Below are 14,159 nucleotides of genomic sequence, written 5' to 3' on the forward strand. Positions count from 1 at the left end.
CAAGACCAGACGCAAACGCGCCGCATGGGACACAAACTACCTCGCCCAAATCCTGAACATGAAAATCCCGTAACCTGGATTCGGAGCCCTGGGACCGTGGCGCGGTCATCGCTCTGTCACGAAACCGTAATCCCACGTCAACAGAGGGGCTTATGCGGTGCGGCGGAGTCGGGCCGATCAGCGCGGGGCGCCGGCCTCCAGGGGGCCTTGGGCCGCCTGCCACGCGGCAATGCCGCCCTCGAGTCGGTACACGGGTCCCGGGTGCCCGGCGCGGACCAGCGCCAGCGCCGCGTGTCCGCAGCGCACCCCCACCGCGCAGTGCAACAGCAGGCGGCGGTCGCCGGGATCCGGCAGGCCGGCGGGGTCGAACACCGACAGCGGGTGCAGGGCGGCGCCGGGCACATGGGCCTGGGCGTATTCATGGGGCTCGCGCACGTCCACGATCACCGCTGCATCGGCCCGGTACCAGGCCAGCGCGGTCGCCGCGTCAACCTGATGGACGCGCTCGCGCAGGCGGGCCAGGGTTTCGGCATCGGGGGGCGTGCGCAGCATGGGGGGCTCCTTGGGGCGCAACCACGGGCGTCGGTGGGGGATTGGGCCGGGTCCGATGCAGATGGCGTGCGGGCCCCACGCCTGCAAGCCGGCGGCGGTGATTTGGGTGCGCGCGGGCATGGTCATGTCGGGGCGGGTGCGGTATTGGGAGGATCGGGTGGTGCGCCCCGGCGGTTCCGGCCCGCGTCGCCCCTGGACCAGGAGGAGTCATGACCGCGACCGATCCCCCGAATGCGGACCGAACAGCCGACCGGGTCCTCGATGCGCGCGATCTGCGTTGTCCGCTGCCCGTGCTGCGGGCGCGCAAGGTCCTGGTCGGCATGGAGGCGGGCGCGGTGCTGGAGGTGTGCGCCAACGACCCGGCCAGCGTCGAGGACTTCCGCCGGTTCTGTGAGCAGGGCGCGGCGGATCTGGTGGCGCAGCACGCGGAGGGGGACGGGCTCTATCGGCATTGGTTGCGCCGGCGCCCGGCGTGACCATGGCGGGTGACCTTGTGGGCGCGGGGCAAGTGGTGTAGTCATGGCGCCGCCTGCGCACCGGGGGCACCCCCCGGCGCCGTGGCGTGCGCCGAGACCGGCGCCCGCGGGGCGGCCCGATCCGTCCCGCCCCCCAGTTTCCCGACGGCCCCGACGGCAATGTCCTCACGTTCGCAGACACGACTTGTGCGGCTGCCCACCGATCTGTTGTGGCAGTTCACCAAACGGGACGTCCAGACGCGCTACCGCGGGTCCGTCCTCGGCCTCGGCTGGGCGCTGCTGGGGCCGCTGCTGATGCTGGGCGTGTTCACGCTGGTGTTTCACGGCATGTTCCAGTTGCGCTGGCCGGTGGCCGCCGCCGGCGTGGCGCAGGTGGACTTCGCCCTCCAGGTTTTCACCGGCCTGCTGCTGTTCCAGTTTTTCGCCGAGGTCGCCAACCGCGCGCCGCACCTGGTGACGGGCCAGAGCAATCTGGTGACCAAGGTCGTCTTCCCGCTGCATGTGCTGTCGGTGTCGTCGGTCCTGTCGGCCGGGTTCCAGACCGCGGTGGGCGCCGGGCTGCTGATGGTATTCACGGCGGTCCTGGTGGGACCGTCGGTGAGCTGGCTGGCGTTGCCGCTGGCGGTGCTGCCGCTGGCGCTGAGCCTGCTGGCGTTGTCGTGGTTCCTGGCGGCGCTGGGCGTCTACCTGCGCGACGTGGCCCAGATGATGGCCATGCTGACCACGCTGATGATGTTCCTGTCGCCGGTGTTCTATCCGTTGTCGACGGTGCCGGAGCGCTGGCAGCCGGTCTACCTGCTCAACCCGCTCACGCGGGCGCTGGTGGAGGTGCGCGCCATCCTGTTCCAGGGGCAGTGGCCGGCGTGGGAGCCGCTGGCGGTGTTCACCGCGCTGGCGGCGGCGGCCTGTGTCGCGGCCTGGGCCTGGTTTGCCTGGCTGCGCCGGGGGTTCGCCGATGTGCTCTGAGGCGGCGGCCGTGGCCCCGGCGGTGCGGCTGCGCGGCGCCTGCAAGACCTACCGCACCTACGACCGCCCGGTGGAACGCCTGTTCTCCCTGTTCCCCGGCCTGCGCCGCCTGGCGCGTCCGCGCCTGTTCCACAGCCTGCAACCGCTCGACCTCGATATCCGCCACGGCGAGGTCGTCGGCATCGTCGGGCGCAACGGCGCCGGCAAGTCGACGCTACTGCAACTGGTCTGCCGCACCCTGCCGCCGACCGCCGGCACGGTGCAGATCGACGGCACCGTCTCGGCCCTGCTAGAGCTGGGGGCCGGGTTCAATCCCGAGTTCACAGGGCGTGAGAATGTCTACCTCAGCGCCTCCATTCTGGGCATTCCGCGCGCCGAGACGGCCCGGCGCATGGACGAGATCGTCCGCTTCGCCGACATCGGGGACTTCGTCGACCAGCCGGTCAAGACCTACTCCAGCGGCATGTACGTGCGCCTGGCCTTCGCCGTGGCGACGGCGGTCGATCCCGATATCCTGGTGGTGGACGAGGCCCTGTCGGTGGGCGACGGCGCCTTCGCGCGCAAGTCGTTCGAACGCATCATGACCATGAAGGCGGCCGGCAAGACCATCCTGTTCTGCTCGCACTCGCTTTATCAGCTCGAGGCCATCTGCTCGCGCGTGCTGTGGATCGACCAGGGCCGCCTGATGGAGGACGGCCCGCCCGGCGACGTCATCGCGCACTATCAGCGGTTCCTGGATACCGGGCTGCGGCCGGGCGAGTACGGCACCGCCGCCGAGACGGCCGCGGCGGCGGCGACCGCAGGGACCGCCGCCGGCGACGGCGACCCGCCCGCCGGGCCGCAGGGCTACGCCCGCCTGGCCGGGGTGCGGGTCGCGGTCGACGGCACCGAGGGCACCGAGCTGGTGGCGCGCAGCGGCGCCTCCGACGTGAGCATCGAGGTCGCCTTCGACTCCGATCCCGCCTTGCCATCGCCGACCGTCGCCATCACGATCAGCACCGCCGACGGGCACATCCTGACCAGCGTGGCGACCTGGGAGGAGGGGATCGCGGTCGCGCGCGATCCCGCCGGGCGCGGACGCGCGCGCGTCGTCTATCCCCGTCTGCCGCTGCTCAAGGGGCGCTATCTGGTGGGCGCCTACGTTTTCTGCGAGCGCGGCATCCACAGCTACGGCTGGGTCGATCCGGCGGCCACCCTGGAGGTGACCCAGGAGGATATCGTGAAGGGCTTCTTTCGCATGCCGCATCACTGGATGGTGGAGGCGTCATGACCGGGGCCGATGCGACACCCACACCCGATCCCGCCGCCGATCTTGCCCCCGATCTTGCCTTCGACTGGACTTCGCCGGCCGACGAGGCGGGGCTGATGGCGCTGTTCCGTGATGCCTTCGGCGCCGACATGGACCCGAGGCTGTGGGCCTGGAAGTACTACACGCCCGGCAATGGCGGCATGGTGGCGCGGCGCGGCGGGGCCATGGTGGCGCATTACGGCGGGCAGGCGCGGCGCCTTGAGGTGGCCGGCGCGCCGCTGACCGCCATGTGGATCGGCGACAGCATGGTGCATCCGCGCGAGCGCGGCCGGCTGCGCCGGGACAATGCCTTCGGCCGCCTGGGGCGGACCTTTATCGAGGCGGTCACGGTGCCGGCCGGCCCCCATGCCTTTGTCTATGGCTTTCCGTCGCCGCGGGCGGCGCGGCTCGGGCAGTTGCTCGGCCTCTATGCCCGGGTGGACCGGCTGGACGTGCTGGTGTGGTCGGGACCGGGACGGACGCCGGGCCGCCGGCGGGTGCGCCCGATGACCCTTGACGGGCTGGTGGCGGCCGGCGACGACCTGTGGCGGCGCCAGCGGGCGGGGCTGCCCCGGGACGTCGCCGTGACGGTGCGCGACGGCGCGTTCCTGGCGGCGCGCTACGCCGCGCATCCGCTGCACCGTTACGAGGTGCTGGTGCGATGCGAGGGCTGGCGCCGCCGCCCCATGGCGGCGGCCGTGATCCGCGCCCAGGCCGAGGCGGTCGAACTGCTCGATCTGCTGGGCGACGTGGGCGCCTACCCGCTGCTGGTGGACGCGGTGCGCGACCTGGCGGTGGCCCGCGGCCTGCCGGCCGTGTTCGCCTGGGCGACGCCGTCCCTGGCGGCGGTCCTGCCGGCGCCCGAGCGCCGCGAAATGGTGCACGAGGTCAACATCGCCGGCCCCGACCTGGCGGCCAACACGGCGCGCCTGGCCGATCGCTGCTGGATGGGCGGCGGCGACTCGGACGACCGATGACCGGGCGCCGGGTGGTGCAACGACGTGACGGGGAACGGGACCCTTCCTGACGCATGGAACACTTCTTCGTGCCGACCCGCGCGACCGTCCCCACGGCGGCGCGCGTCCTGGTCCTCGCGCCGCACCCGGACGACGAGGTGTTCGGCTGCGGCGGTACCGTGGCCCGGATGGCGGCGGCGGGCAGCACCATCGAGGTCGTCGTTCTGTCGCGCCCGGCGGACGACACCATGGCCGAGACGCGGCGGGCGGAATCGGCGCGGGCGGCGGCGATCCTGGGCTATCCGGCGCCGGAGGGCTGGACCTACCAGGACGGCACCCTGGTTGGCGCGATCGACCTGGCCGACCGTCTGGCCGACGTGCTGCGGGCGCGGCGGCCCGATCTGGTCTTCGCCCCCAGCCCGTGGGAGATGCACCGCGACCACCGCGCGGTCTGCGAGGCCGTGGTCACCGCCTTTCGCGACGCGGAATACCGGGGGCGGCTCGCGTTCTACGAGGTCGGCCAGCCGCTCCAGCCCGACACCCTGGTGGACATCACGCCGGTGCTGGAGGCCAAGCGGGCCGCCATGCAGGTCTTCGAGTCCCAGCTCGCGGTGCAGGACTATGCCCGCCATATCGAGGCGCTGAACGCCTACCGCAGCTACACGCTGCCGCGCGAGACGCGCGCGGCCGAGGCCTTCCTGGTGCTGGCCGGGCACGAGGTGCCGGGCGCCCTGAGCCGGTGTCCGCCCGATAGGGTCAGCGCCGCGGTCTGGAGCGCCGAGCGCGCGGTCGCCCGGTGCCAGGCGGACGTGGACCGGCTCGGGGCGGAGTTGGCCGCGGTGCGCGGGTCCACGTCGTGGCGGGTCACCCGTCCGCTGCGCGCGGCCAGCGCGGCGGCGGGGCGGGCGCGGGTCCGGCTGGCGCGGCTGTCCGCGGGCAGCGTCGGCGCGATCGGAGCGGGCTGGTCGCGCCGCCTCGCGGCGCTGGAGGCCGACCTGGAGGACAGCGCCCCAGCCCGGCGGCCGGCGATCGGCGGCACGCCCGACGCCGGGGCGGGGGCGGCGCCGCGCCCGGATTGGGTGACGGTCTCGCAGACCCGCGACGGCGTGCGGGCGCGCGTGCGTGTCGTCGTCCTGGTCTCGCCGGAGGCCGGCCTGTCGGCGGCGATGGCGGACGCCCTGAGCGCCCTGGACTACCCCCGGGACCGGCTCGACCTCGTCGTCGTGAGCCCATCCGAAACGGGCGCCGGCGCCGATGCGCTCGTGGCCCGGCTGTCGGCCGGCGGGTGGGCCGCGTCGGTGGTGGCGGTGCCGCCGAAGGCCCGAGACCGCGCCCGCGCCCTCAACCGGATCCTGACGGGGGACCCCGATGCGGCGTTCGTGCTGATGCTGGCGGGCGATGCCGTCCCGGCCCCGGACACGCTTTCGCGTCTGGTGGCCATCGCCACGGCCGACGCGCCGGACGTGGCGTCCTGGGAGGCCCGGACGGTCCCGGGCGAACGCCGGTTGCACTACGATCCGGTGAGCTGGGAGACGGCGGCCTCCGAGCACGCCTGCACCCTCCTGCGCGTGGCCGCGGTGCGCGCGGTCGGCGGCTATGACCCGGCCGTGTCGAGCGCGGGCGCGGCCATGGACCTGTCGCTGCGGCTGCGCCGCGCGGGCCATCGGCTGCGATACTGCCCGGTGGCGACGGTGGCGCGGCCGGTCTCTGGCGACCAAGGGCCAGGCGACGAGGGGCCAGGCGACGAGGGGCCGGGCGAGGATGATCCGGGGGGCGATGGTGGCCGCGACGCCGACCGGGCGGCCTGGGCCGTGCCGTCCCTGCGCGCGGCGTCGGACGCCGCGCTGATGCGCCTGCGCTGCGGATCGCCGCATGACGGCCTGCTCGGCCTGGTGCTGCTGCGCCAGGCGGTGCTGGCGGCCTGGGGGGCGGGGCAGCGGCGCGCCTGTGTCGCCCATCTGGCCCGGCTGGCGGGACCGTTGCTGCGGGCCGCCGTGGGGGCGCGCGCGCGGGCACGGCGGACACCGGACCCGGCGCGGCCGCCGGTGCGCTTCTTTGGCCTCGACGTCGATCTGCGGCGGCGCGACCGCGCCCGCTGCACCGTGCCCCCGGACCCGGCGGAGACCGCGCCGCTGGTCTCGGTCATCACCCGCACGCACGGGGATCGCGGCTGGCTGCTAGGCCAGGCCGGGCTGAGCGTGCTCCAGCAGACCTATCCCGCGCTCGAATGGATCGTGGTCGAGGACACCGGGGCGGCGGCGTCCGGGGACGGACCGTCCGGCATCCGTCGGGTCGTCGATGCGCTGGCGCGCCACAGCGGCCGCCCGGTGCGCTACGAGACGACCCCGCGGCGCGGGCGCAGCGCGGCCGGCAACCACGGCCTGGCGGTGGCGCGGGGGCGCTGGTGCCTGTTCCTCGACGACGACGACCTTCTGTATGCCGACCATGTCGAGACGCTGGCGGCGCGGCTGCGGGCGGAGCCCTCCCTGGTGGCGGCCTACGGCTTGGCCTGGACGGTGGCCTGCGACATTGATGGCGCCGCCGCCCGGATCGACGAGACCGCCTGGTTCGTGGACCCCTGGCAGATCCAGGCGTACGACGAGGCCGCGCTGCACCATCAGAACTTCATGCCGATCCAGAGCGTTCTGTTCGAGCGCCGGCTGTTCGAGGCGCGCGGCGGCTTCGACGAGAGCCTGGACCTGCTGGAGGACTGGGACCTGTGGCGCCGCTACGCCGCCGGCCATGCGTTCGGCTTCGTGGACAAGGTGACGTCGCTGTTCCGCCGGCCCGCCGACAGCGTGCGCCTGGCGGTGCGGCAGACGGCGCTGCTCGGCGCCTACGACGATGTGAAGCGCCGGACGGACGCCGCCGTGGCGCAGATGGCCGGCCCATGAGCCGACCGCGCGGGCGGGCGCCGGCTCCCGGCCCTGGTGAGATGATGAGAGTATAGCGAGAAGGGTCACCCCCATGTTGCAAGCTTACGTGCGGATGCTGCGCCGGGACGCGCCGGGCACGCTGCGCAAGACGGTGCACGTGCTCCGCCGCGAGGGGCTGGACGGGATCCGCCGGCGGGTGGATTTCGACGCGCTGCTGCCGCGCCGGTTCCGCAAGGACCGGTACCAGAAGTGGATCCTGTACTTCGAGCCCAGCAGCCTGACGGCGCCGAAGGTGGTGGCCCGCGAGATCGCCGCGCTGCGCCAGCGGCCGCTGTTCTCGGTGCTGATGCCGGTGCACAATCCGCCCGAGGATCTGCTGGCCGAGGCGATCGAGAGCGTGCGCCGGCAGTCCTACCCGGACTGGGAGCTGTGCATCACGGACGACGCCTCCACCGAGCCCCACGTGGCGCGCGTGCTCCAGGACGCCGCCAAGCGCGACTCGCGCATCAAGGTGCACCGCCGCGCCGAGAACGGCCACATCTCGGCGGCCAGCAACGACGCCCTGGCGATGGCCTCCGGCGGCCATGTCGTGCTGCTCGACCACGACGACGCTCTGCACCGGCACGCGCTGTACTGGGTGGCGCGTGAGCTGGACGCCCACCCCGACGCCGACCTGATCTACTCCGACGAGGACAAGATCGACATGGAGGGGCGGCGCCACGATCCGCATTTCAAGAGCGACTGGAATCCGGATCTGATGCTGTCCTACAACATGGTGTCGCACATCGGGGTCTACCGCACCGCCCTGGTGCGCGACCTGGGCGGCTTCCGCAGCGCGTTCGACGGCGCCCAGGACTACGACCTGGCCCTGCGGGTCAGCGAACACACCACCCCGGAGCGCATCCGTCACATCCCGCGCGTGCTCTACCACTGGCGCGCCGCCCCCGGCTCCTGCGCGCGCGATCCGATGGCCAAGGACTACGCCCACCACCGCGCCCGCGCCGCCGTGGCCGAGCACCTGGCCCGCACCGGGCATCCCGATGCGCGGGTCGAGGTCGGCTACGCCCCGTTCGTGCACCGCGTGGTGTATCCCTTGCCGACTCCGGCGCCGGCGGTGTCGATCATCATCCCGACCAAGGACCGCGCCGACCTGCTGGCCCAGTGCGTCGACAGCGTGCTGGAGCGGACGACCTATCCCGGGCCGTTCGAGGTGCTGGTGGTCAACAACCGCTCGGAGAAGCCGGAGACCTTCGCCCTGTTCGACCGCCTGCGCCAGGACCCGCGCGTGCGCGTCGAGGACTGGGACCACCCCTACAACTACGCCGCCCTGAACAACTGGGCCGTCGGCCGCACCGACGCGCCGATGCTGGCCTTCCTCAACAACGACACCGAGGTCATCACCCCGGGCTGGCTCGACGAGATGGTGCGCCACGCCCTGCGCGACGCCGTGGGGCCGGTGGGTGCGCGCCTGCTCTATCCCGACGGCGCCGTGCAGCACGCCGGCATCGTCATCGGCCTGGGCGGGGTCGCCGGCAACGCCCACGTCGGCGTGCAGCGCGACAGCGCCGGCTATGCCGGGCGGGCGCGGGTGACCCAGGACTACTCGGCCGTCACCGCTGCCTGCCTGGTGATGCGCCGGACCGTGTTCGAGGCCCTGGAGGGATTCGACGCCGAGGCCTTCGGCATCGCCTTCAACGACGTCGACCTGTGCCTGCGCGCGGTGGCGGCCGGCTGGCGCTGCGTCTACACCCCGGACGCCGAGCTGTACCACCACGAATCCGCCACTCTCGGTGTGCCCAGCAGCCCGCAGCGCCGGGCCCAGTTCGCCCGCGAGGTCGAGGCCATGCAGGACCGCTGGGCGGACCTGATCGCCCACGATCCGGCGTACAGCCCCAACCTGTCGCTTGACACGCCGTGGTTCGAGATCGCCGGGCGCAAGCGCGCCCCGTCCACCTCCGCTGCCGGGGGTGCGGGGGCGGCGGGCTCCCACGCGCCGTCCGGGTCCCCGTCCCGCTCTCCAACCAAGCCGGGCACCAAGTCGGGCACCAAGCCGGGCACCAAGTCGGGCCGGGCCGCCTGAGGCGGGTCGATCCTGCGGCGCCCCTGCGCTGACGGCGGGAGTCGCGCCGCAATCCCGACCATTGGGGAGGGCGGGGTGCGGGCCGCCCGATGTCCGACCCGACCGCTGCAGGATGGTCTTGCGCTGCCGGGGTGAGAGGGTTACTCTACACCTCGGTGGCGGGTCGTGAGAACCCAAGGCAGGCGCGCCGTCTGCGCCACCGCCGATACGCCGGCGCCGTTTCAGGGCTGTCGAGCGTGTCGGGTGCGGCAAATCTGCCACGCTCGGTTCTAAGGACGGTTGCAGCGCGTGGAATGCCGCGCAGCCTGTTGCCAGCGAAGAGGGAAGTGTAGTAGTCACTGCACCGGAGTTGGATGCCGCGAACGGGCGATGTTCAACAGGCCGGCCGTGTTCCGGACCATGCCAGGGCCCGCGAGGCCGCGCAGGACCGCCGCACCGAACCGGCGGGTGCCGCCCCGCCGGGACGGCATCAAGGCCAGCGGGCCGCGCCAGCGTCCTGTTCGGCCCCTCGCCAGGGACCATCCACCATCGGCCCCTGGCGCCGGGTGCACGGAAGCTTGAGATCCTAGTCAAAACACTTGGAGGTTTATCCCCATGGCTGTCACCGGAATCACCGAGACCCAGCAGGACAATCTGCTGGCGCTCGTTGCCGTGATGTTCAACGCCCCTCCGGGCGCCAACAACCTGTCCGACTTCGCCGCCTTCATCTCCGACGGCGGCAGCTTCAATCAGCTCGCGGCCAATCTGGTCAACACGCCGGCGTTCCAGGATCAGTTCGACGGTGCCTCGACCCTGCAGGCCAAGATCGACGTCATCCTGGTGGACAACCTGGGCCTCACGACCGGCACCGACGCCTACAACGAGGCCAACACGTTCTTCACCGAGAACCTGAACGCCGGCGTGGCGCCCGGTGAGGTGATCCTGGCCGCGGCCGACTACATCTTCAACAGCCCGGACCGTCTGGCGATCTTCGATGACGCCAACGCCCTGCTGACGAACAAGGTCGCCGTCGCCAAGCATCACAGCGAGACGCTCAACCGCAGCGCCGACACCCTGGCCGAGCTGCAGCAGGCGTTCTCGGTCGTCACCACCGATGCGGCCAGCGTGACCGAGGCCATCGCCATCCTTGACGCCGGCGGCAGCGGCGAGGGCACCTTCACCCTGACGGTGAACAAGGACGTGGCCACCGCCAACGTCTTCAACGCGCCGCGCGTGTTCGACCCCGAGGGTGACGACCAGACCAACAGCCTGCAGGACGACGATGTCCTGACCGGCGTCGGCACCAACCCGACCCTGAACGTCGACCTGGTGCAGGACATCGACACCGGTGGCGACACCTCGATCCAGCCGACCCTGAACGGCATCGAGACCCTGAACGCGACCTTCAACACCAACGCCGCGTTCAACCTCGATATGTCCGACGCCCCGGCGCTGGTGAACGTCAACGTGTTCCGGATCGACGAGACCTCGCCGAGCCAGGTTGTCGACAACCTGAACAACGCGCTGACCTCGATCAGCATCAATGACACCCAGGCGCCGAACTCGATCGTGAGCTTCCGTCACCTCGACGAGGCCCTGGCCGCCGAGGACACCGACCTGACCGACGGCACGGTGACTGGCGACAGCACCACCGTCACCATGAACGACGCCCAGATCTCGACGCTGAACCTGCGTGAGGAAGTCACGGCGATCATCCGTGACCAGGGCTACGAGACCGTCACCATCGACGTCACCAACGGCGCCGGCTACATCGGTGTTCTGAACGCCGAGGATCTCCAGGTCCTGAACATCACCGGCGATCAGGCGTTCACGCTGGGCGCGCCGACCGAGGTGCTGAACGGTGGTGGCCAGCGCGAGGCGCTGACCTATGCGGCCGGTCTCGGCTTCGTTGCCGGGTCGATCGACACCATCAATGCCTCCGGCCTGACCGGCCCGCTGGACATCACCCTGGGTCGTGAGCTGAACGCCAACACCGACAACACGTCCGGCGTGGCGCGTGAGGTCTCCGTCACCGGCACGGCTGGCGACGACGTCTTCCGGATCGCGCAGGGCGCGAACGTGGATTCGGCCGCCAACAACACCGACCAGATCACCGGCGGTGACGGCACCGACACCATGGTGGTCCTGGGCGGCGCCGCGCAGACCATCGGCCAGCCGGCCGCCGGCGCAAACATTCTCGGCGTCGAGGGTCTGGAGATTCGCACCGGCCACGACGCGGGCGCCGTCGCCGATGTGGTGACCGTGGACACCGGGGCGTTCGATGCCCTGGCGACCATCCTGATCCGCAACGAGGGTCACAACGGCGCCGCGGCCCCCGCGCCGAACGCCGAAGGCATGACCGTCAACCTTGACGACCTGACCGCGACGCAGGCCGCCGCCATCACCGTGCTGCACGGCACCACCGGCAACAACGGCATGGCCGGCAACATCATCAACGCCGACCTCGACGATGCCTCCGGCACCGCCGACACCCTGGCCGTGACCATCGCCGACGGCGTCAACACCAACCCGCGCTTCAACGTCACCCTCAACGTCGACGGCGAGAACGCCGCCGGCACCGAGGACGCGGGCGCGGTCGAGAACATCACGATCACCGACAACGACACCGAGACCAACAGCGTCGACCTGGCGAACTTCGGTGAGCACAACGGCACCATCACCATCACCGGCGGTCGGGCTGGCGACATCTTCAACCTCGACGCCGACGCTCTGGCCGCCAACCGGGGCCACACCCTGGACGTGACGGGCGCGGCGGCCGATACCAACTTCGCGGGTGGCTACGGCGGTCCGACCGGCGACGACACCACCTTCAGCCTGGGCTTCCTGGATGTGGGCGCCGGTGCGGCCAACCGTCTGGTGGCCAACACCATTGACGCCAGCGGCTCGCTGAACAACGACGTCATTCGCGTCGACGACAACCCGGACGACACCGACGGCGGCACCAGCGTGTCCACCGGCGCCGGGGACGACCTGGTGATCTTCGACGATCTGGCCGGCACCAACTCCGACCAGGCCGGCTACACCATCGCCGACACGGTCGATGGCGGCGACGGCGACAACGACGTCCTGGGTCTCGACGGCAACGGTCAGCCGATCATCATTCAGCAGTCGGAGTGGGACAACACGTCCAACTTCGAGGGCATCCGCCTGTTCGGCAATGGATCCGCGCCGGGTGCGCTGAACCAGTACATCCTGGAGCTGGACAACGACCTGATCGACGCCAACGGCGGCGATATGCTGACCATCTTCAACGATGATCACTCCACCGTGCTGCGCCGGCCGACCGACGTGGCGGGCGACGGGGCGATCGCTGGTGCGACCGACACGGCGGTGAACACCGACCAGTCCATCACCAACTCCGATGCGACCATCTTCGCCACCACCCTGTCGGCGTCGAACCACTTCACCTACGACGGCGAAGAGGGCACCGGGGCCACCACCGACCGCTTCATCGTCAACGATGCCAACGCCAACGGCGGCAACGTCATCGACGGTGGTGACACCAACATCACCGACCTGAACAACGACCTCGACGACGACGCCTACGTTGCGAACAACGATACGCTCGAGATCCGCAACACGGCGACGGTGACCACCGGGGACCTGGAGAACCTGAAGAACATTGGTCGCATCGCGATCAACAACAATCAGGCCACCACCCAGACCCTGAACCTGACCCTGAACGACACGGTCGTGGACGCGATGGCCGACGGCGGCCACACCGCCGCCAACACCGCCGGCGACAACGAGACGCTGGTGGTCGTCGCCAACGACAGTGCCAACCAGGCGACGGATGCCGGCTTCGCGGCCGGTCAGTTCATCGACCAGACGGGCACGGTCGTGGTGCCGGTCGCGGCCTCGGCCCTGAACGTGGATGCGTCCACGCTGGGGATCGAGTTCAACCTGAACCTGCAGACCGACGCCCAGTTCGGTGGGGCCGGCAATGCCGTGGCCGACACCATCGAGGTCGCCGGTAACGTTGGCAGCCTGATCGGCCACACCATCGACATGCGCGAGGGTGAGGGCAACGCGGCCGACTCCCTGGACTTCACCCAGGCCGGCGGTGTCTTCGACACCACGGTGGAAGTGAACGGGCAGAATGCCACCGTGACCCTGCAGGTCGGCGCCACCTCGGTCGATCACGTCCTGCATTACGACAGCAACGACAACATCACCCTGAACGGTGACGGCGGCGGTGACGATCTGGACGCCCAGAACCTGACCATCACCGGCGACGGTGGCGACGCGGCCGCGACCAACACCGCCGACAACCTGGTCGGTCTGGACGGCAACGACACGCTGTCCGGTCTGGATGCGGCCGACCAGCTCACCGGTGGCGGCGGCAACGACGTGTTCGTCTTCCTCGAGGGCGACTTCGCCGGCGCGGCGGATACCATCACCGACTTCGACGGTGTGGGCACCGACGCGGTGGCGCTGGACCTGACCGTCGGGGCGCGTCTGTTCGCGCTGACGGCGGCCATGCCGACGGCGCTGCAGACCGGCGCGTTCAACATGACCGTGGGCACCGCCGCGTCGCAGGCGATGGCGCTGTTCACGGCCGCCAACCAGACGATGCTGGCGGCGGCGGTCTCGGCCGCCTTCGGCTCGCTCATGACGGCGAACGCGGCCGGTGCCCAGGCGTTCGGGTACACGACCGGGGCCAACCGCCTGTTCCAGTTCGTCCTCGGCGATACGATGGCGGCGGCGTCCAGCTCCGGGACCTCGATCGCCACGACGAACACGATCGCCACGATCAACGGGGCGGCGCCGACCAACGCGGACATCCTGTTCTTCTAGGAGACCAGGACAGACCGGTTCCACCAACCGGTGGCAGACCCTTGGGGGCGGCTTCGGCCGCCCCCCTTTTTTTGGGTTCATGACGGAAAATCGGGGAGGGGCGGACAACGGGACGGTCTGACACACTGGTAGTTGCGACACGACACAGACTGCCAGGGAGGCCCCGTT

General features: G+C 71.1%; 8 protein-coding genes. 7 read left to right on the plus strand and 1 reads right to left on the minus strand.

Features of this window, described 5'->3' with window-relative positions; genetic code table 11:
- Positions 1-177: 177 nt before the first annotated feature.
- Positions 178-552: a rhodanese-like domain-containing protein gene (locus tag GGD88_RS17580; protein WP_184437925.1), complete on the minus strand. Its 375-nt coding sequence runs from the start codon at positions 550-552 to the stop codon at positions 178-180.
- A gap of 209 nt (positions 553-761) precedes the next feature.
- On the opposite strand from GGD88_RS17580, the gene GGD88_RS17585 reads away from it, so the two are divergent.
- The 7 genes from GGD88_RS17585 (at position 762) to GGD88_RS17615 (ending at position 13,991) form a co-directional block, all read left to right on the plus strand.
- Positions 762-1,028 carry a sulfurtransferase TusA family protein gene (locus tag GGD88_RS17585; protein ID WP_184437927.1) on the plus strand — a complete coding sequence of 89 codons (267 nt, stop codon included), beginning with the start codon at positions 762-764 and terminating at the stop codon, positions 1,026-1,028.
- A gap of 186 nt (positions 1,029-1,214) precedes the next feature.
- On the plus strand, positions 1,215-1,994 hold the full coding sequence (locus tag GGD88_RS17590) for an ABC transporter permease (RefSeq protein WP_184437929.1): 780 nt from the start codon (positions 1,215-1,217) through the stop codon (positions 1,992-1,994).
- A complete protein-coding gene (locus GGD88_RS17595) occupies positions 1,984-3,264 on the plus strand; it encodes an ABC transporter ATP-binding protein (RefSeq protein ID WP_184437931.1) in 1,281 nt (426 codons plus the stop codon). Before GGD88_RS17590 ends, GGD88_RS17595 begins: the two co-directional genes overlap by 11 nt.
- Positions 3,261-4,259 (plus strand): GNAT family N-acetyltransferase, encoded by a 999-nt coding sequence (locus tag GGD88_RS17600; protein ID WP_184437933.1) that lies wholly within the window; start codon positions 3,261-3,263, stop codon positions 4,257-4,259. Before GGD88_RS17595 ends, GGD88_RS17600 begins: the two co-directional genes overlap by 4 nt.
- 53 nt (positions 4,260-4,312) lie before the next feature.
- The gene (locus GGD88_RS17605; RefSeq protein WP_184437935.1) at positions 4,313-7,132 is read left to right on the plus strand and encodes a PIG-L family deacetylase; all 2,820 of its coding nucleotides are present in this window, start codon (positions 4,313-4,315) and stop codon (positions 7,130-7,132) included.
- Between the two features lie 73 nt (positions 7,133-7,205).
- Positions 7,206-9,194, plus strand: coding sequence for a glycosyltransferase family 2 protein (locus GGD88_RS17610; protein WP_184437937.1), 1,989 nt, complete (start codon positions 7,206-7,208; stop codon positions 9,192-9,194).
- A 594-nt stretch (positions 9,195-9,788) separates the two neighbouring features.
- Positions 9,789-13,991, plus strand: a complete 4,203-nt coding sequence (locus tag GGD88_RS17615; RefSeq protein ID WP_184437939.1) for a beta strand repeat-containing protein — start codon at positions 9,789-9,791, stop codon at positions 13,989-13,991.
- The last annotated feature ends 168 nt before the right edge of the window (positions 13,992-14,159 follow it).

The sequence above is a fragment of the Roseospira goensis genome (assembly GCF_014197795.1).
GTDB classification, from domain to species: domain Bacteria; phylum Pseudomonadota; class Alphaproteobacteria; order Rhodospirillales; family Rhodospirillaceae; genus Rhodospira; species Rhodospira goensis.